Origin of the sequence: Paenibacillus sp. FSL W8-0194, assembly GCF_037969745.1 — a bacterium.
GTDB classification, from domain to species: Bacteria; Bacillota; Bacilli; order Paenibacillales; family Paenibacillaceae; genus Paenibacillus_AQ; species Paenibacillus_AQ cookii.
Map to the genome: position 1 here is coordinate 3,019,588 of NZ_CP150205.1, position 18,864 is coordinate 3,038,451.

Genomic DNA, 18,864 nt, shown 5'->3' on the forward strand with positions numbered 1-18,864 from the left:
TTCGCCTTGCAAATCGCGGCAAAAGCAAAGGATATAAGCCTTCCCCTGGACGACCAGGCGAGGACTTATATCCTTTTTTTTGGGTGACCGCGTTAGAGACGCTTTATGGAGCCGCTATCGTCGGATCAGTTCAGTTCAATTATAAGTCCAGCTTATGGCCCCGCTCCATTCGGGAAATCTGCTTTTCCCCGGTATCGGCCATTTCCCGGAATTGATTGATCGTTTCGCGCATTTTAGGCAGAGCCTCCTGCTTATACGTGCTGATCGAATCCAAGGCGGACAACACGTCCGTAAACGCCTGCTTTAACGTGTCAACCGAAATGCTGGCCTCCAGCGCTTGCTTTTGAATCGCCGCTCCTTGGTTTTTAAGCATTCGGGACGTGCTTGCGATCAGCTCATTGGTCGTTTGGTTCAAAAGCTCGATCTTTTTCAGCACGATTTTCTGGTTGTATAACGCTGCGGCAACGGTGACGGAGATTTTGAGCGCTGAAATCGTGACCGTTTTCGCCCGATCTACCCCGCGGATCAATTCTTTGTTGTTTCGGATGACGACTTCGATCGCCATAATCCCCTGCTGGTTCACGACCAGCATCTGCTGCAGGTCCATGATCCGCTGGCGGAGCGGGAACAACACCTCTTCGGTAATGAAACGGATTTTATCCGGGTCTTCATTGCGCGCTTTGGCCGCTTCAATCTGGGCTTCGATGGAAGCATCCATCATTTCGCCGAGCTGAATTTCCTTTTGCAGCTTTTTCGTTAAATCCCGCAGGCTCTGCTGCTCGATTTCGAGCGTCGTATTGTCGTTTTTGAGGGTCTGTTTTCCTTTATCGAGCGAAACCACGATATCGCCGATGACGCTGTCCGCTTTTTCGAATTTCAAGAAATAGGCGCGGAGCGGGTTAAACAGCTTGCCGAGAAAACCCGTTTTTGCAAAATCGATGGCGCTCGGGTCCAAATCCTTCAGCTGCGTATGGAGTTCGGCCAAGCCTTTGGCGACTTGCCCGCCTTCGTCTCCCGTCTGGGAAAGTTTCCCTACCGAAACTTGAAGCATCGTGTTTTTGTCCGAAGACATTCTCATCGTATTCAAACCGAACGTATCGATCGATTGCAAAATCTCCTTCCGCTTCTCGAGCGAATCCAGATCCAGGTCCATAATCGCCGCGACGTTGGAATCGGCCAATTCCTTCAGCTTGGCGACTTCCTCCGGAACGGGTTTGACCTCTTCCTCAATGACGGCTTTGATTTCTTCCGGGCTTGCGACTTCCATCGAAAATGACATCGTAATCCTCCTTTAAATGACGTTACATTTGAACGTTGAACAGGTTTCCGATTTTGTAGACGACATCGTCGGTGTCCGCATTGATGCTTGCCGCCTCGTTGATGCTCGAGATGCTTTGGAGCGCTTTGATGTTGGCGTTGTATCCGATCGTGTAGATCGGGATTTTATAGGCTTCGATCAATCCTTTAACGTCTTTCAGCGTATGGCCTTCATTCGTTTCCCCGTCGCTCAGGACAAATATGAGCGGTTTGCTCGACGGATTTTCCGCCAAATAATCCTGCAGCATTTTGATCGCGACGACGATTCCGTCAAAGGTTGCCGTGCCGCCGTTCGCCTGCAGGCCTTGGACCGCGCCGACGAACATCGACTGCTGATTCGTATTGTATTTGCCGATCGGCAAATTGATGGTGACGTCGCTGGAATAGGACACGAGGCCGATGCTGTTGTCTTTCCCCAAATATTTCTGGCCCTTCAAAAGCGATTCTTTCAAACGGTTCAAAGGTTCGCCCGCCATGCTGCCGGAAACGTCGGTGACGAACACGGCCGCAATCGGCTTGTTGCCGTTTTTCTTTTCCTTCCACAGCTTTTGGGCTGCGATCAGGACGTCGCCGCTGACCACGGGAAGCTCGGATTTGTAATCTTCGAGTCCGTTGAAGCCTTTCTTCTCCGCTTCTTTTTGATATTTTTCCTGCGTGACGAATTCGGCGAACTTCTTAATGATATTCAGCTTGTTTGGAGACACGTCGCCAATGGCGTACAACGGGCTGTCATGTCTTACGCCGAACGGCGTGAACACGTATCCGCCTTTCAGGTCGGAGGCATTCGCAAACGTCTGGTTTTCCAAAACGAAGCCATCCAGCATGCCCGATTTGGCCGCGTCGCGCATTTGGATCGTCGTCGAGGCGGTAAACGGCACGTTGGCCTGGAAGTTCTCGAAGCCTTGGACCGCCTTTTCTCCCAAAAGATTTTTGTTGTCGAACGTATAAAGCGCGGTTAGCAGGAAGTTCAACCCCGTCGAACTGGCGAACGGATCGGTATATCCCATCGAAAACTCGTTGTTTGCGATCGCTTCGGTCACGGTCTTGACGTTGACGGCTCCGTATTTTTCGACCAGGGCGTCATGTTTGGCTTTCGATAAAACGATGCCCGGGACGTTGCCGACAAGCCGTTTGGAGACGAGCTGCGTTTTGATGCCGCTGGCCTTGACCATTTCTCCCCATAGTTCGTTGGAAGGGGTAAACGCGTCCGGGAAGTATTTTTTGGACCTGATGTAATCGACGGCCGTGCCCGACGCGATGTTGCGGATTTTGACGGAGGCCGGTTTCCCGTTTACCATGATTTTGGCTTTGTTGAATTCAGCAGCCGCTTCGGTCAGCCAGCCGTCAACGCCCGTGCCCGATTTTTCGATCGAAGAGAAAATTTCGACGAAGTTGTCCGCCGTCGTGTTTTTAACGGTGATCGGAAACTTGGAGATGTCCGGAAGCGAATCCCCGATATCGATCGGGTTCAGGTCGATTTGCCCTTTGACCGGCGTATCGGTTTTGACCGCGACATTGGAGTAAAGCTTGTTTAACCGCTTGGCCGCATCTTCGGCCGAAACCTGCAGTTTGGTTTTGCCGAGATTGGAAGTCATGTTGACCCCGACGTAAACCAGCACAAAAACGATGACCAGGATGATACCGGAAATAAGAAAAAACTTGCCTCTTCTTGCCATTCATTGCACCTCTCACTGTTTATATAATTTGGTCTGCTTGATTAACGAGTCGATTTCCTGCATGCATGGCATGTTGTCGATGTCGCCGGGTTCAAAGCTGTCCAGGCGGGAGATTTCGATGATGAGCTTATCGAGCTTCAGCAAAATTTCCTCGTTCGTGCTCAAAGAGCTTTTCATGAAAGACAGGTACTCGTTGTACACCTTCGTTTTTTCCTCAAGAATTTCGCGCGAGAATTTGGACTGCCGCTGGTTCATGACGCTCAGGTATTCCGACTCGTCAAACACGCTGAGCCTGTTTAAAATGCTTTTGACGTTCAGGTAGAACAGCTTTTCGACCTCGTAGGCGACGGACGAAAACTTTTTGTGGCTCAATTCCCCTTCGTCAAACCGCTGGTTGATGATATTCATCAGCGTGGCTCTTTTTTTCAAGATGCGATCCAATTGCTCGAGGGCCAGCGTAACGAATTCCTGAAGCGATTTGACGTTGCGGTAGCGATTGAGCGCCTCCACATAGTCTTCATGCGTGCTGATCTCTTTGACGGGAATGACGGCCGGAGGCTTGAACAGCAGCATATAACATCCATAAAATAGGATGATGGCGCTTGCAACCAGCAACGTAATCCCGAATGCCGTCGAAAGAGCGCTTCCCCCGATCGAAATGCCCAAAAATCCGGGAGAGAGCACGAGAATGTTCAGGACCACGAGCCCTGCGACAAGCCCGAAAAATTTTATGTACTTCATTCGATCCAACGTCTACCTCCTTTTGCTACCTCGCCAAACGCGGGAAAACACCTTTAGGCTATCCCATGTGATTTTGCGTTGTTAAAGGCAATATATTTTTAAGTTGCTTGTTCCTTTTGGCGGAAGGTTTTCGTGATTGCGAACCATTCTCTTCCATTTTGTTATGTACCCTAGACACCGGTCCTGCATTGCGTCTTACCTCATCTTTCCATATACCTACGTTGCATTTCCGAATAGGTTCCATTCCGCAAACGATGACCACGATCGGCAAAAGATCCCGCTTGGTCCAAATACCCTTGCCTTTTGAAAATTGTACCATATGTCATAGGGGTCTGGAACGATTAAAATTTTTTGTTCCGCCCGGGGCGCCCTTTAACGAAAAAAAGACCCGCCCCAAAAGCAGGAGCAGGTCTCAAGGATGAAAAGCATGTTGGGCAGAAGCCGATGAAATGCATCAATGTTGTAGTGCGGCCAAAAGGATCAGGATACGACGAACTGGACGATAATCGGAGTTCCGGGATCCAGGACATCCCCTCCGGGAATGGTAATCGCTGTCGTCGTCACGGTTGAAGTATCGGACGTTTGCATGACCCCGTTCACGTAGAGGTCGTAATAGTTAAAAGCACCCGGGAAAGCCGTGGCGGCAGCTCCGGCATCGTTGGTGAAAGCCGTAGCCGCGATGGCAAACGTCGCTCCCGTCCCTGTACCGGCACCGATTGTGGAAACGAATCTTCTGCTGTTTTGATATGGCGTCACGATTGGCATGTTTCTCACCTACCTTCTTTCTTGAGGAACACGCAATCATCAGAGACGAAGTTCTATGATAATAGGGGAGAAACACGGCAAAAGCAGATAGCTTGGTCCTCTTCTATAATCAATGCAGAAGGATCGGGAGATGCGAGGGCAATCTACCAAAAATTGCTAGACTATCACATGAACCGTCAGCTCTACGGTCTCTAAAACGATGGGCGTGCCGGCATAAATCATGGAATTCTGGGGCGGGAAAAATAAGCTTAACGGTTCTGCATCGTAAAAGTTCCCCGGCTGAAGGATTCCGTTGATATACAAGTTGTTGAAACTGTTCGGCCCAATGCCCGAGAATACCGTCACCGCTTCACCCACATCGTTTGCGAAATCGCCGGCAGGTATCGTTGCAGACATCGTTAAATCCAGGTCGCTTTCCGGAACATAAAAATAGCGGTTTAACGCAGGAGTAACGGTAACTTCCGGAACGGTTCCTGGCGGCCCTTGGGGGCCTTGTGGCCCCTCCGGACCGGGGATTCCTTGTGCGCCCGGAGCACCCTGGAGCCCCACTGGGCCCCGCTCCCCCGGCGGCCCTGCGGCTCCCGGCAATCCGGCCGGCCCCTGCTGTCCGGGCGGACCTTGTTGTCCGGGGCTACCCTGTTCCCCTGCCTGTCCCGAAGATCCCACCGGCCCCGGAAACCCTAGGCGTCCGCGGAGCCCCCGATCTCCCGGCAGTCCGGAAGGTCCTGGAGCTCCTGCATGTCCTTGAATTTCCCGGAGTTCTTCCGATCGCCCATGCTCTCTTTCCTCTTGCGGCCCGGGAAATCCTTGGACGCTTTGCGGAACTTGCGCCCCTTGAATGCCGCGATCTCCGGCCGTCACGGCGTTCAGCAAGGCTTCGACCTTTTGCAGCGCGACTTGCGTCGCAACCCGTTCCGCAATTCGGGTGAACCTTTGAATTTGTTTTTTTCGCCTTAATGGACCGCTTGGCATCGATACCGGACATTTTAATGTGCGTTTGTTAACCGATCGTTTTTTCTTTACGCATTTGGGCCTATTTTGGGCACTCGGGCATCTGCTCCTTCGCATATGCGGTTCGTTCAATTCCGTCACCTTCCCATAGGTGTAATCTGTATGTGTGTATGCCTTATCTATATGTCAAATGCACACCCAGGGAATGGACGAATAACTCGCTTAGTCAGCGGAAGCTTTTCAATAATGACATCAGCTTTCCACCAACCTCGAGTGTTCCTCATTCTTCATCTGCGCTTGATAAAGCTCCTGGTATCTTCCGCCTGCCGCCAGCAGGGAGCGATGTGTCCCGTTTTCCACGATTTCGCCGTTTTCCATGACCAGAATCTGGTCCGCATGCTGCACGGTGGACAAGCGGTGGGCAATGACCAGCGTCGTTCTGCCGACCATCAGCTTCGAAAGCGCATCCTGAACCAGTCTTTCGGATTCGTTGTCCAGTGCGGCCGTCGCTTCATCGAGGAGCAGGATCGGCGCATCCCGCAAGATCGCCCTGGCGATCGCAATCCGCTGCTTTTGTCCGCCGGAGAGCCGCGAGCCCCGTTCCCCGATCTCCGTAGCGAATCCTTCCGGTAGCTTCATGATGAAATCGTAGGCGTTGGCCTGTTTGGCGGCTGCGATTATTTGCTCCTCGCTCGCATTGGGGTTTCCATCCAAAATATTGTCCCGGATCGTCCCCGTGAACAGAATGGATTCCTGCGGCACGAGCGAAAAATAATCCCTGTATTCCCGGAGGCCGATGTCCCCGAGCGCTTTCCCGTCGATTCTAATGCTGCCCGATCCGGGAGGATACAACCCGAGAAGCAGTTTGAACAAGGTAGACTTGCCTCCGCCGCTGCCGCCGACGACGGCCACCGTCTGTCCCGCATACACGCGGAACCCGATATTGCGCAGCGCCGGTACATCTTCCGCCCCTTCCTTGTACGAAAATCCAACCGAAGAAACGGCAAGCTCGCTGAATGCCGTTTTTGCCCGGCTTGCCGCCGGCAGCTCGGCGTATTCCTTGGGGGCGTCGATCACCTGAAAAATCCTTTCCGCTCCCGCCAATGCCTGCTGCATGCTGGACCATAACGTCGGCAGCAGAGCAAACGGGTTAACCAGGTAATTCATCAGCTGGACAAAAGCAAGCATCGCGCCGACCTCCAGGCTGCCTTTGGCGACGAAATACCCGGCAAGCAGGATAGCCGTCATAAAGGTCAAGATCGCAATCCCCTGCGATACGGCTCCGGCAGCGCCCTGGGTTTTGCCTTGGCTTTGCTCGATTTCCGCGATTTCTGAGCTGAATTGCCTATACTGCTTGGATATCTTTTTTTCAAGGCCAAAAATTTTGTACAGCATGCCGGCGCCCAACACATCCTGCAAATACGAGGTTCCGCGCCCCATCGCCTCCTGAAGGCGTCCTCCTTTGATGCGCATCGATTCGCCGAACATTTTTCCCGTCAGGATCATCGCCGGACCGACGCAAATCGTGATCAATGCAAGCGGCCAATGAATATTGAGCAGGTAGATAAATGCGCACAATGCAAGGAGCGGATTTTTGATCAATCCCATGATGATGTTTCCCGCCGCATCGCCGACCGCCTGATTGTCGCTCGTGAACCTGGCAAGCAAATCGCCCGTATGGATCTGGTCGTTATAGGCCTGATGAAGCCGCAGCGCATGGTCCATCGTGTCCAAGCGGATGTCGTTTCTGACTTTTACTGATGCTTTTTGTTTCAGGTATGTATCAAAAAATGAGATCAAGCTGGAGCCAACCAGTATGGCCGCCCCGATCGCGATGAGCATCGGCCAGATGCCAATATCGAATTTCACCGCCGCGTTCGTGATGAGGGACAAAAACCATGCAACGGACAGCTCTAAGGCAATTCCCGCCAGCATGGTCGTGATTAACCCGGCATAGAGCAGTTTATACTTGCCCATATATTGCAGCAGCCGGAAAAATACATCCTTTCTCTTCATGCCATACCTCTCTGACTATTATAAGTTTATGATATCAGTGGAAGCGTTTTCTAATTGCGTGATCCTCCCTCCCTATCCTTCTTTTTCCACAGACCATGATTATAATCCATAACGCGAAATGAGGATATATGTGTTTCTTGAATCCGATTAACCCCTTGGTCCGGCGGGGATTCGAAGCTTCCTGTCAAAAATGACACAGCCCTTGAAAAAGATCATAATCATCGATTCTTCCCCATGAAGCGGAACAAAAAAATGCCGAAAACAGACCTGTGGTCCGTTCCCGGCATCTTCGCAAGCTATGATGTTTACTTGTTCAGGTCAACGAGAATTTTACACTGCTTGCGGTCTTTGGTCAGCTGTTCGAAGCCTTGTTCCACGATATCGTCCAGCGCAATCGTGCTCGTAATCACGGCATGTCCGTCGATCCGGCCGCTTGCCAGCAGTTGGATGACTTCGGGGAACAAGTTGTTGTAAGCATAAGAGCCGCTGATTTTGGCTTCCGTTTTGACGATGACGCTTGGGTTGAAGTTGACGGGTTTTTCCCAAAGGCTGATGATATTGAACTCTCCTCCGGGTCTTACCGCGTAAATGCTCGATTCAAAGGTGGCCTGAACGCCGGCAGCGTCAAAAGCCACGTCAACCCCGCCGTTCGTCATGTCGCGAATGAGCCCGACCGCTTTTTCATTAGGAATGACGAATGATGGCTCCCACCTGCTTCAATATGCCTGACATCGATTCGGGATCATGCACATCGTATTCGTCGATGTTCAAGCGAAGCACCGGGCAAGCCTGAAATTCACGGATCCAATCCGAGTATCTTTGGTGCATGTGTTCCCAATAGGATACGTCGGTCTGAATCTCCATCTCGCGTCCCCGCTCCTTAATCCGGGCCAGGATGGACGGCAAGCTGCCTTCAAGGTAGATGAGGACATCGGGATGCGGGAAATACGGTGTCATTACCATCGCCTCAAATAGGCTGGTGTATGTTTCGTAGTCGATTTTCGACATCGTTCCTTGATCGGCGTGCATTTTGGCAAAAATGCCGGTATCCTCATAAATGGAGCGGTCCTGGACGAACCCTCCTCCTATTTCGAACATTCTTTTTTGTTCCTTAAAACGCTCGGCCAAAAAATAGATCTGCAAATGGAAGCTCCATCGTTCGAAATCGTGATAGAACTTTTCCAAATAAGGGTTATGATCGACTTTTTCCATGGAGGTGTTAAAGCCGAGCTGCGCCGCCAACGCTTTCGTAAGCGTGGATTTGCCCACGCCGACCGTTCCCGCGACCGTGATGATCGCGTTTTCCGGGATTTGGTATGGATTCATGACAAGTTCTCCTTTAACTGAGAGGCAATTTCCTCGAATTGGTTTTTGTTTTGGACGAAGTCGACCCGGTTGGCGTCGATGGTGATGATGATCGTTGAAGGTTCGCGGTCCGCAAGCGACGACATCGCCGCTTCGTAATCCTCGATCAACTGCTGGAGATATCCCGGATCCATGTCCTGCTCGAACGGCCGCCCCCTCTTGGCGATCCGGTGCAGCAGGGTTTCCAAACTTGCTTTGATATAGATCATGATGTTGGGTTTAGGCAAATCATCCGTCAAAATATGATAGATTTGCTCGTATTTGTCCCGTTCCGCGCCGGTTAACGTTCGCTGGCTGAAGATCAGGTTCTTAAAAATATGATAATCCGAAACCACCGGTTTTCCCGACATGACGTACTCTTGGACCGTTTCTTTCAGCTGCTTGTACCGGTTGCACAGAAAGAACATTTCGAGCTGAAAGCTCCAATCGTCCATGTTTTGATAAAATTTATCGATAAACGGGTTTTCTTCGACGATTTCCTTCACGACCGGAAGCGCGAAATGCTCTCCAAGCATCGCAGCCAACGTCGTTTTGCCCGCCCCGATCGGTCCCTCAACGGCAATAAAAGGCGTGTTTTTTTCCATGTAGCCGACTCCTTCTCCCATGCATGTGAAACTTCTCTATTAAAATTGGACCAACTCATTGTATCACAGACCGGCCTGTTTTCTCATCGAAACTTTGGCTTGGAAAATGTGACAACATTATGCGTGATGTGCGCCGCGAACCCAGGGTGAATGTTCTCAAATAAAAAAACGTTCGGGTACTTGCAACAAAATTGGCGGAATGCATCCAGGGGTGTTTTTTTGCGGTCAAAAATGTAACATTTTATCATGACGCACGTCTAATATTTGGAATCTTCCGATCCAAGCTTCGACCGATTCCATTCTTTCGCGGCAATCTGCATTATTTTCTGGTCACATCATGAAAGGAGAATTTCAAACATGAAAAAAACGATTACACTTTTGTCGCTGGCACTCGGCCTAACGGTTTCGGCTCAGGCGTCCGCAGCGGCAGCAAATACGAATACCGCTTCGACCATCGCATCGTACGGAACGGATTCCCTTGTCAAAACGGACGGGACGTTCTGGATCTGGGGCCCTCAGCAGCCCGTGCCGACCCAAGTCCCGGAACTCAGCGGCGTAACATCCATGCTCGGCAACAAAATGGTCGAGAAACAAGATCACACGGTATGGCTCTGGGAGACCAAAGTGCTGAGCAAAGCGGTGACCGTCAAACCTGTCAGCGGGATCAGCAACGTTGCGAAAATCGAGGGTTACGGGCCAATGCTCGCCATCGATGCGGACGGGAACGTTTTCAGCTCGGTAAAAACGAATGAGGGCTGGGATCTGACGCATTTCGAACCCGTTAAAGGCATCGACCATGTGACGGACGTCGAAAGCTTTTACCGCAGCAACGACAAAACCGGTGAAGGACGCCGCGTTTTCTTGAAATCTGACGGGACGGTCTGGACGAGCTCGGATTCCACCCAAAACTTCACCCCCGTCAAAAATCTCGATAACGTCGTTCAACTCGAAGACACGATCGCGCTGAAAAAAGACGGCACCGTTTGGACCTGGCCGAAAACCTTAAAAGGCACCGGCCCTCTTCCCAGCACGCTGAGCGCGACGAAAATCCAGTCTTTAAGCCACATCAAAAGCATCTGGCAGAACCAGCAGTCCTCGCTCGCCATCGACGGCCAATCCCGGCTTTGGTTCTGGGGTGCAACCGTAACCGGATATTCGGACGGCCCGGTATATACCGACCATGCCAAACCGGTCCTGTTGACCGGCGTAAAAAACGTGAAAGAGGCGTATATCGTAGAAAATTCGATTGTGGCCTTCACGGGCGACGGCAAGGTGTACGAGACTTCGATCCAGCGGAATCAGGTACCGTCCAACGTCTCCTTTAAACTGCTCGCCTCGGACGTGGTTTCGGTCAAAAACGGCGATCGCCACATCATCATGCAGAAAAAAGACGGCACCCTTTGGGGATGGGGCGTCAATAAAGCGGCGGAACTCGGCCATGGCGATTATGAGTTCATGCATAACACGCCCGTACCCGTGCAAAAACCGATCTCCGTTTCCTTGAACGGGGAAAACGTGCCATTGGGCAGCGGCGTCATCACGCGCAATGAGCAAAATTTCGTGCCGCTCCGTTCCGTGTTCGAAAAAATGGGGGCCGAAGTCTCCTACGACGAAAAAAGCAAGACGGCTAAGGTTACGCGCAATGAAGCCGGAAAACCTGCCATTTCAATCGCGGTAAACGTAAAAACGGGCAGCATCACGCTGAACGACAACCCGATCCGGTTCGATAACAAACCGTTTACCGTGGACGGAACGGTATACCTCCCGCTTCGCCTGATCAGCGAAAAACTGGGCGCCGCCGTCACCTGGCTGCCGAATGAGGAACGGATCGCCATCCGTATGGACTAGTTCGGTTCGGCTTAAAAAACCAAGGAGGGTCGTATATGAACCGCGCAAAGCCCGTAACGTCGCTTCGCCGGCCGGCCGTTCTGGCCATCGCTGCAATCATGTTGGCATCGGGTGCCGGCACAAGCCTGGCGGCAGACGAAAATCATCGCGGCGTTAGCGTATCTGCTCATGCCGCTGCCTATGTTTCTTCCGGGCCGGTAGCTTCTTCTCCCGTAAAACCGGCAGCAGAAACCGCCTTTACGCAGGTATTGGCAGGTACCTATTATTCCGTCGGATTGCGCGCGGACGGGTCGGTATGGACATGGGGCCGCAATTTATACGGCGAATTGGGACTGCCCGGCACAAGCGCGGTCGGAAGCGTCAATGCTCCGGTCCGGCTAGTCGGTCTCACCGGGATCCGCTCGATCGCGACCAGCGGTTCCGGGTATCAGCTTGCCGTCAAAGATGACGGAACCGTCTGGGAATGGGGATCCCATCTAAGAAATTCGACCGAGACGCTGCCGCCGCGGCAGTTCCCCTTGCTAACGGGCGTTGCCCAGGTCGCGACGGAGCATGCCGTCAACTTTGCCCTGAAGCAGGACGGATCGCTTTGGGCTTGGACGAAGGATGTTGATACCGGGAAAACGGGTCAGCCCATAGAGATTAAGCACACCGGCAAGTACGTCAGTTTGAGCGCTGCGGGAGATACCGCATATACACTCGACGATGCCGGGTCGTTATGGGTGATTCGGGCGGAACGGCAAGATAACCGATTGAACGTACTCCCGCCTGTTCGCGTTTCAGGCCTCCCTGCCCTAAAGCAGGTCACGGGGCATTTCTCCTCCGATATGTACGGGATCGATCCATCAGGCACAGCCTGGAAATGGTCGTTAACGCCTTCTGCCGCGTCGCATAAACTTTCCGGGAAACCGATAAAGCTCTATCCCGGCCTCAAGTTTAAGCAGGTGGCTGGCAGCGGTTTTGCGATGCTCCTATCCGAACAAGGCGAGGTTTGGACTTACGGCAAAGGACCTGACGGCAAGGAAGGCAAAGTGAAAGGCTTAAAAGGGATCGTTGCCCTTTCCCCCGGATCGAGACATGCTTTGGCTATCGATGCACAGGGCCAGGTCTGGGGCTGGGGAGCCAATCAATGGAACGAGGTCGGGGTCCGCAGAAATTCGCAGGACGGCATGGAATATGCGCCGAAGCGGCTGCAAATCCCGATCACCGTTAAGGTCAACGGAAGCCTGCTCTCTTCCTCCTTCCCTGCTACGATGTCCGGCAACTTGATTAACGTGCCCTTAAAGGATACGGCAAAGGCTCTGGGGGCGGAATTGATGACCCCGACGACGGCGGAACACGGAGGCATGTATACGCTCAAATATAAGGATACCTCGGTTGACTTCCGCCCTGGTTATAACGAAGTGGACATCAATGGCAAAAAAGTGCTGTTGCCCAGCCCGATCACCGCGGAGAACGGAGCGACGATGATTCCCGCCTCCCTGTTGAAGCAGATGGGATTCACCGTCACTTGGGATTCAAAGCGCTCCGAGCTGACCATCACTGGGGCGTAATCGATTCGTCAAATCCAAGGAACGGCCTTATACGTATTTAGCTGCAAAAACGGGGATCATCCGACTATTGGATGATCCCCGTGTTTATGATGGAAACCTGGACGTTCGTATGAAATTGCACCTCTTGATATTCCTTGCTCCAGTCCTTTTGTCTCCAAATGCGGTTATGGTATGCGATAAGCTCCCTGCCGACGCCGAATATATCGCAATTAGCCTTTTGCAAGCTGCGCACGACGTCCCGCGCTTGCCTCGTCAAAATATCGGACAACTCTTGATTGACCCGAACGATCGATTCCTCGGTCAACGGATGGCTTCCCGTATATTCTTCGATCAGCCCCTTGAGCTTGATGTTCAGCTGAACGTGAACCTCCCCGTTTTTTCCAACCATCACCTTGAATGTTCGTTTGACCTTTTTTTTGCCGACGTTGAAACTGATGTTTCCCCGAAGCGGTCCGTCATCGATCTTTTTGGTAAAACGCGCATTGTCTCCGGAACGTCCCTTGAGAAGGACCAGCATAATCGAATCCTCGGTATTCAACTCCCCGGTGAAATATTGATCATGAAACAATGCGACGCCTTTGGCAACGATCTCTTTCCCTTCCAACCCGATGTACGGCAGCGCAAAGTCCTGGCCCGGGTCCTTCAAAGCCTTGAAAACCGTATCCATCGTTTCGGGCGGATAAAAAAGGCTCATTTTCTCCAGGCTTTCGATCTTTTGGACCAGGAATTCCCCGATTTTCAGCTCCCCGACTTCTTTTTGGCCGATGATGTCCGACGCTTCCCCGTCTGTGATGATCAGTCTTACGTTCGAGCTTGGATTGTCGGGATCCCGGAAGTTCACATCCATAGGAGGTTTCAAGCCGTTTAGCGCCAAGTCTTTGCCGATGACTTGAACGCCGTTTTTGAGCACCCGCATGTTCCCTCTTACCCGTGCCCGAAGCTCGTTGCTCGAGCCGCGGGTCGTTGGTCCGACTGCGATGTGGATTTCGTTTTTCGTGCCGGATTGCTCCGATTCGGGCGGGATAATGAGCTCAACCGTTTCTTTTATCTTTTTGTCTTTCGTCAGATCAAAACCGACGCTGTATGCAAGATTCAAATCTTTCAAATACTCCCGGTCCCAGCATCCCGCCAACATGGCCGTCGACAGGACCGCTCCAAGCACGGCGACTGAACGTTTCATGCAGATCGTTCCACCTTCTTTTTGAACAATTTCGATCCGATGACCATGGCAAACGGAAGAATGAATATAAACAGATACGCCGCATATTCCGCGGAAACGTCCAACCGGCGTATGGCTAACGGCGTTACGGGAAGCAGCGTAATGAAAAATATCACGGCGTTAACGTAGGGCGTAAACACTCCATGGCTTTTTCGTTTGAACAATTGCGCAAGCCCCACGGAAGCGGCATACGCATAACTCGTGATCGAGCAGACGAGGGTAATCGACCAGATGGGAAGGAACAAGACGTCGGCCCGGTCGACGATGTAAAAATTCAGCGATTTGACCAGATAAAGCACGGGTTCGGGAATCAAGCGAAGCTGCTCCGAGCTGAACACCATGAGACAGGTGCAAACCACGAAAACATAAAACAACGTGACGAACAAATTCGACATGCTTATGATCATCAGCTTCTTCTTGTCCGAAGCATCGATAAACGGAAATATGACCAGAATCACCTCGAATCCGTACATGGAGATCGTCGTGTCCTTCGTCGCCTTCAAAATGTTCCAAATGCCCGCTTCCATTAGCGGAAACATATATTCCAGGCGGGCTTGGGTCAATCCGTAACTTACGAAGATGATCAGCGGGATAAACAAGGCGGACGACAAGGTATAAAAACGGGCCATCACCGTCAGCTTTTCCTTCGCCAAGTAATACGTCGTGACCGAAAACAACGCAAGCAATATCCATGTCGGCGTTGCATTCATCATCCATCTCTGCAGCACGCCGACCGCGCTGAGCATAATATTGGCGCCGAGCAGCACGAAATATCCGATATATCCTGCAATGAGCAGTTTGCCGAATACGCGGCCCCCGAGGCGCAGGCAGATTTGGAACAAATTTAGGCCCGGAAATTTGCGCAGCAGCAACCAGAACATCAGGATGATAAGCTGCGTGATGGCTCCCGTAATGAGAACGGAAATGCCCGCCCCGCCTCTGGCGGTCTCATTGAGTTTATATGGAATGGAAAGAACCCCGACTCCGATTTGGGCCTGTATGATAAACAGGAACAGCTGCCTGGCCGATATCTTTTTTTCGGTCTGAGCCATATTGTCCCCCCTTTCCTGCGTCTTTTCCTCAAAGTCAATTGTCGTTGCCTTGCGCCTTTTTGCGGATGTTCCAGACCGGAAACCTCGAGAATGTATCCTTTAACCCCTGAAATTTTAGAGGAGCAATCGGATAAAAATACGGCTTGCCGAATGATTCGAGCTTGCACAGGTGAACAAACAACAACGTCAATCCAAAAGCGATGCCGATATATCCGAACAAGGCGGCCGCGATCATGAGCGGGAATCTTAAAATCCTTAGCGACGAGCTCATTTCGTTGGACGGAATAAGGAAGGAAGAGATGGCCGTCAATGCGACGACGATCGTCATCGTATACGAAACCAATCCGGCCTTGACGATCGCGTCTCCGATCACCAAACCTCCAACGATACCGATCGTTTGGCCGACGCGGCTTGGAAGCCGCAGTCCGGCCTCCCTTAAAAGCTCGAATATAAGCTCGAGAATCATCGCTTCAACGATCGGCGGATAAGGAACGCGCGTCAGCGAACCTTGCACCGTAAAAAACAATTGGATCGGCAAAACGTTGGAATGGAAAGAAACCGTCGCAATGTAGATCGCCGGCAGCTGGAACGCCGTAATAAAGCTGATGAGGCGGATGAACCGGATAAAAGACGCGATCATCCACCGGTTGTTGTAATCGTCGGGCGTTTGATAGAAAGTAAAAAAGCAAGCGGGCACGATCAAAGCCGTCGGATCGCCCTCCAAAATCAACGCGATATGTCCGTCGACAAGATACGCGCTCGTATGATCGGGCCGCTCCGTATTCACATGCTGCGGGAAGATCGAAAACGGATTGTCCTCCATCAATTCCTGGATGAACCCCGTAGACATCACCGTGTCGAGCGAAATCTCCGATAATCGCCGTTCCACTTTTTGAACCAGCTCGTTATCGCATAGGTTTTGAACGTACAGCATCGCAACCTTTCTCGGCACGGTGTTGCCGACGGTGTGATACCGTACCGTGAGGTCGGGAGTGCCGATATGCTGACGGATCAGATGCAGATTGACGGTTAAATTTTCGATAAAGCCGTTATGCGGGCCGCGAACGATCGCTTCGTTTTCCGGTTCGGTAATGCTCCGCTCGTATTTGGCCGGCGTCGTAAGCACATAAAATTCATCGTCCCCGTCCAAAAGATACAGGCAGCTGCCCTGCATCAAGCCCTGAATGCCTTTTTCAAGGTCGTTGCTCCGTTCCATCCTCAGGGTCGTAAACAGTTCCGAGAGGCTTTTTCCTTCCGCAAAACTCATGGGCGCAAGAATATTGCGTTCGATCAATGCCGGATCGACGAGGGATTCAAGGTAAATCAGCGCTCCCTGCGTATCCTTGTACGGATGATGTTTTATTTTGAGGTCATGGGTATCGAACAGCGCCTTTTGAATATACTTCGTATTTTGCTCCAAACTGAAAAAGGCATGTTGGGATGACTCGTTCATGGATGATCGCCTGGCTTTCTGATTATGATGAGTTACTTGGTAATTTCTCCATTCATGAGCAAAATATTCCCTTCTGCAGCCCATTTCAGGCGCACAAAAAAAAACCGCAGCGATTGCGGCCTTTTTCTAAATTTATGCGTGTGACGCGTCCAGCTCGGCGAAGCTGCCTTCGCGCTTCATGTATACGCCTTTTTTATACACCGATTTAATGACGAAATTCGAACCGAGTTTTTTGTTCGTCCGATAAATAAGCGAATTCACTTCATCGATGCCGACCAGCTCGGCGTTTTCGACGCAGCGTTCCGGCCACACCTGCTTCATGATTTCCTCTTTGGTGACGAAATGGTTCAAGCGGCTGTGCAGCAGCTTAAACAACAGATACTCTTTTTTCGATAAGGTCACCTGCTCGGTGCCGATCTGAATGCTCTGCAAATGGTCATACAGCTGCACTTCGCGCTCCAGCAATTCGGAAACCGAATACTCCCGCGTTTCTTCCAGATCCCCGTCGAATTCCACCTGCAGCCTTACAAGCCCGTTCACAAGCGTCAGCCGGTCTCCGGGGGAAACAAGATATCTCTTGTGCGGAATCAAACGCTGTCCGTTCAGCTCGGTGCCGTTTTTGCTGCCCAGATCTTCGATGAACACTTCCTGGTGAACGCGGTGCAAGCAGCAATGGCGTTTCGATACCAATTGATTATAGATCGCCAGCACATCCCTGTTCATATGCGTGTGTCTGCCGATTGTGACGCTTCTCCCTTGCTCTAGATACAGGAACGAACCATGTCCTTTTTGCCCGGCTGTATCCAGAATGATTTTTACGATATCCGGCATGTTCAATCTCCCACTTTCTAACCGCGGTTAGGCGCACTGAAGGGCGGCCCTAACCAAAAATGATAAATTCATCAGATTTGCTCCATTGTTTGCCGCTCGGGCCCATTTTATAGTAATAGCAACACCTATCGATCACGAACAACATCACATGATTTAATACTATCAGTCCTGTCATCATTTTTCAAAGCGAGGTTTATCGACGTGAAACGAACTCAAACGATCATGTACGGCGTGATGTCATTTTTGGCTGCGAGCGTGCTTGCTCTTTACGTATACTTTTTTCAGCAATTGGAGGAGAAACCGGATGGTGCGGTGGAAACCTTATTTCTTCAGCAAAACGCCGGGAGCGTGCCAGGTAACGAGGCCAACGGGCAGGCAGGCCTGTCGGCGGGAACCGCGGTCCACAACGGCAAGTCGATCTGGGAGAGGATCGAGGATGCCGTCCTGGAGCACGTTCATTCGAAATAACGGAGCTTAATGATTCACCTGCTTGTCGTTTTTTGATATAATCAATGTCGACTTAAGCGGTTTATATTTTAATGCAGGAAAAGAGGTTTTCACCGTGTCCAAAATCATCAAGACATTAACGATTGCCGGCAGCGATTCCAGCGGGGGCGCAGGCATTCAAGCCGACCTCAAAACGTTTGAGGAGTACGGAACATACGGCTTTAGCGCATTAACCACCATCGTGACGATGGATCCGGACAATGGCTGGCACCATAATGTATATCCGGTTGACGCCGCGCTTGTCGCGGAGCAGCTGAAAACGGTGTTTGCCGGCGGCCCGGTCGACGCCATGAAAACAGGAATGCTCGGCAGCGTGGAAATCGTCCGCGTCGCCGAACAAGCGATCAAGGAACACCGCCAAACCAACGTCGTCATCGATCCGGTCATGGTTTGCAAAGGCGAAGACGAAGTGCTGAACCCGGAAAGCGCCGAGGCGATTCGCGATTTGCTCCTTCCGCTGGCAACCGTTGTCACCCCTAACCTGTTCGAAGCGGGCGTGCTCTCCGGCCTTGGGAAGCTAACGTCGATCGAAGAGATGAAAGAGGCGGCCCGCCGGATTCACGAGCTTGGCGCCAAAAACGTCGTCGTCAAAGGCGGCAAAGCGCTCGATGGCGAAAAAGCGATCGACGTTTTCTATGACGGAGCGGAATTTGCCGTGCTTGAATCGGACAAGATCGAACCTGCATTCAACCACGGCGCGGGCTGCACGTTCGCCGCGGCCATCACCGGGGGATTGGCCAATGGCTTGCCTGTAAGCGAGGCCGTGGCCAAAGCGAAGGATTTCGTCTCCGCGGCCATCCGCAGCGGCTACCAGTTCAACCAGTATGTTGGTCCGGTATTCCACGGCGGCTACCGTTTGGCGAAATAAATTCCTCTGAGGACATGAAGAAACCTCCTTCCAACGAAGGAGGTTTCTTGTATGCTTGCCAGGCGTTACCCTTGAACTGCCTGTTTGCCGGGCAGCACGCGTCTGTAATGTTCGGATA

The 18,864-nt window shown here is 51.8% G+C and carries 17 protein-coding genes; 4 read left to right on the plus strand and 13 right to left on the minus strand.

Going from position 1 to position 18,864, the window contains the following annotated elements:
* Positions 1-139: 139 nt before the first annotated feature.
* From MKY58_RS13635 to MKY58_RS13675, 9 genes are all read right to left on the minus strand, one after another.
* Complete coding sequence (locus MKY58_RS13635) at positions 140-1,279, minus strand: toxic anion resistance protein (RefSeq protein ID WP_339324996.1); 1,140 nt, start codon at positions 1,277-1,279, stop codon at positions 140-142.
* A gap of 22 nt (positions 1,280-1,301) precedes the next feature.
* Positions 1,302-2,993, minus strand: coding sequence for a VWA domain-containing protein (locus tag MKY58_RS13640; protein WP_339324997.1), 1,692 nt, complete (start codon positions 2,991-2,993; stop codon positions 1,302-1,304).
* A gap of 12 nt (positions 2,994-3,005) precedes the next feature.
* The gene (locus tag MKY58_RS13645) at positions 3,006-3,734 is read right to left on the minus strand and encodes a hypothetical protein (RefSeq protein WP_339325147.1); all 729 of its coding nucleotides are present in this window, start codon (positions 3,732-3,734) and stop codon (positions 3,006-3,008) included.
* Between the two features lie 480 nt (positions 3,735-4,214).
* Positions 4,215-4,499: a DUF4183 domain-containing protein gene (locus MKY58_RS13650; RefSeq protein ID WP_339325148.1), complete on the minus strand. Its 285-nt coding sequence runs from the start codon at positions 4,497-4,499 to the stop codon at positions 4,215-4,217.
* Between the two features lie 156 nt (positions 4,500-4,655).
* The gene (locus MKY58_RS13655; RefSeq protein WP_339324998.1) at positions 4,656-5,048 is read right to left on the minus strand and encodes a DUF4183 domain-containing protein; all 393 of its coding nucleotides are present in this window, start codon (positions 5,046-5,048) and stop codon (positions 4,656-4,658) included.
* 654 nt (positions 5,049-5,702) lie between these two features.
* Positions 5,703-7,466 (minus strand): ABC transporter ATP-binding protein, encoded by a 1,764-nt coding sequence (locus MKY58_RS13660; protein WP_339324999.1) that lies wholly within the window; start codon positions 7,464-7,466, stop codon positions 5,703-5,705.
* A gap of 305 nt (positions 7,467-7,771) precedes the next feature.
* Positions 7,772-8,158, minus strand: a complete 387-nt coding sequence (locus MKY58_RS13665) for a zinc-binding dehydrogenase (protein WP_339325149.1) — start codon at positions 8,156-8,158, stop codon at positions 7,772-7,774.
* A complete protein-coding gene (locus tag MKY58_RS13670) occupies positions 8,151-8,792 on the minus strand; it encodes a deoxynucleoside kinase (protein ID WP_339325000.1) in 642 nt (213 codons plus the stop codon). Before MKY58_RS13670 ends, MKY58_RS13665 begins: the two co-directional genes overlap by 8 nt.
* On the minus strand, positions 8,789-9,415 hold the full coding sequence (locus MKY58_RS13675) for a deoxynucleoside kinase (RefSeq protein WP_339320762.1): 627 nt from the start codon (positions 9,413-9,415) through the stop codon (positions 8,789-8,791). Before MKY58_RS13675 ends, MKY58_RS13670 begins: the two co-directional genes overlap by 4 nt.
* 357 nt (positions 9,416-9,772) lie before the next feature.
* Here MKY58_RS13675 and MKY58_RS13680 point away from each other — a divergent pair, with 357 nt between their 5' ends.
* The gene (locus MKY58_RS13680; protein WP_339320763.1) at positions 9,773-11,263 is read left to right on the plus strand and encodes a stalk domain-containing protein; all 1,491 of its coding nucleotides are present in this window, start codon (positions 9,773-9,775) and stop codon (positions 11,261-11,263) included.
* A 35-nt stretch (positions 11,264-11,298) separates the two neighbouring features.
* A complete protein-coding gene (locus MKY58_RS13685; RefSeq protein WP_339320764.1) occupies positions 11,299-12,816 on the plus strand; it encodes a stalk domain-containing protein in 1,518 nt (505 codons plus the stop codon).
* Between the two features lie 64 nt (positions 12,817-12,880).
* Here MKY58_RS13685 and MKY58_RS13690 read toward each other — a convergent pair whose 3' ends face one another.
* From MKY58_RS13690 to MKY58_RS13705, 4 genes are all read right to left on the minus strand, one after another.
* On the minus strand, positions 12,881-13,996 hold the full coding sequence (locus MKY58_RS13690; RefSeq protein ID WP_339320765.1) for a Ger(x)C family spore germination protein: 1,116 nt from the start codon (positions 13,994-13,996) through the stop codon (positions 12,881-12,883).
* A complete protein-coding gene (locus MKY58_RS13695; RefSeq protein ID WP_339320766.1) occupies positions 13,993-15,087 on the minus strand; it encodes a GerAB/ArcD/ProY family transporter in 1,095 nt (364 codons plus the stop codon). Before MKY58_RS13695 ends, MKY58_RS13690 begins: the two co-directional genes overlap by 4 nt.
* A 34-nt stretch (positions 15,088-15,121) precedes the next feature.
* Complete coding sequence (locus tag MKY58_RS13700; RefSeq protein ID WP_339320767.1) at positions 15,122-16,540, minus strand: spore germination protein; 1,419 nt, start codon at positions 16,538-16,540, stop codon at positions 15,122-15,124.
* Positions 16,541-16,672: 132 nt separating this feature from the next.
* A complete protein-coding gene (locus tag MKY58_RS13705) occupies positions 16,673-17,371 on the minus strand; it encodes an FHA domain-containing protein (protein ID WP_339320768.1) in 699 nt (232 codons plus the stop codon).
* A gap of 201 nt (positions 17,372-17,572) precedes the next feature.
* On the opposite strand from MKY58_RS13705, the gene MKY58_RS13710 reads away from it, so the two are divergent.
* Both MKY58_RS13710 and pdxK read left to right on the plus strand, forming a co-directional pair.
* A complete protein-coding gene (locus MKY58_RS13710; protein WP_339320769.1) occupies positions 17,573-17,839 on the plus strand; it encodes a hypothetical protein in 267 nt (88 codons plus the stop codon).
* A 94-nt stretch (positions 17,840-17,933) separates the two neighbouring features.
* Entirely contained in the window at positions 17,934-18,746 is an 813-nt protein-coding gene (gene pdxK, locus MKY58_RS13715) for a pyridoxine/pyridoxal/pyridoxamine kinase (protein WP_036712067.1), read from the plus strand.
* Positions 18,747-18,864: the final 118 nt, after the last annotated feature.

Excerpts from the sequence above, each read along its gene's own strand:
- MKY58_RS13635 (WP_339324996.1), bottom strand. The coding sequence starts at position 1,279 with ATGTCATTTTCGATGGAAGTCGCAAGCCCGGAAGAAATCAAAGCCGTC.
- MKY58_RS13640 (WP_339324997.1), bottom strand. The coding sequence starts at position 2,993 with ATGGCAAGAAGAGGCAAGTTTTTTCTTATTTCCGGTATCATCCTGGTC.
- MKY58_RS13645 (WP_339325147.1), bottom strand. The coding sequence starts at position 3,734 with ATGAAGTACATAAAATTTTTCGGGCTTGTCGCAGGGCTCGTGGTCCTG.
- MKY58_RS13650 (WP_339325148.1), bottom strand. The coding sequence starts at position 4,499 with ATGCCAATCGTGACGCCATATCAAAACAGCAGAAGATTCGTTTCCACA.
- MKY58_RS13660 (WP_339324999.1), bottom strand. The coding sequence starts at position 7,466 with ATGAAGAGAAAGGATGTATTTTTCCGGCTGCTGCAATATATGGGCAAG.
- MKY58_RS13670 (WP_339325000.1), bottom strand. The coding sequence starts at position 8,792 with ATGAATCCATACCAAATCCCGGAAAACGCGATCATCACGGTCGCGGGA.
- MKY58_RS13675 (WP_339320762.1), bottom strand. The coding sequence starts at position 9,415 with ATGGAAAAAAACACGCCTTTTATTGCCGTTGAGGGACCGATCGGGGCG.
- MKY58_RS13680 (WP_339320763.1), top strand. The coding sequence starts at position 9,773 with ATGAAAAAAACGATTACACTTTTGTCGCTGGCACTCGGCCTAACGGTT.
- MKY58_RS13685 (WP_339320764.1), top strand. The coding sequence starts at position 11,299 with ATGAACCGCGCAAAGCCCGTAACGTCGCTTCGCCGGCCGGCCGTTCTG.
- MKY58_RS13690 (WP_339320765.1), bottom strand. The coding sequence starts at position 13,996 with ATGAAACGTTCAGTCGCCGTGCTTGGAGCGGTCCTGTCGACGGCCATG.
- MKY58_RS13695 (WP_339320766.1), bottom strand. The coding sequence starts at position 15,087 with ATGGCTCAGACCGAAAAAAAGATATCGGCCAGGCAGCTGTTCCTGTTT.
- MKY58_RS13700 (WP_339320767.1), bottom strand. The coding sequence starts at position 16,540 with ATGAACGAGTCATCCCAACATGCCTTTTTCAGTTTGGAGCAAAATACG.
- MKY58_RS13705 (WP_339320768.1), bottom strand. The coding sequence starts at position 17,371 with ATGCCGGATATCGTAAAAATCATTCTGGATACAGCCGGGCAAAAAGGA.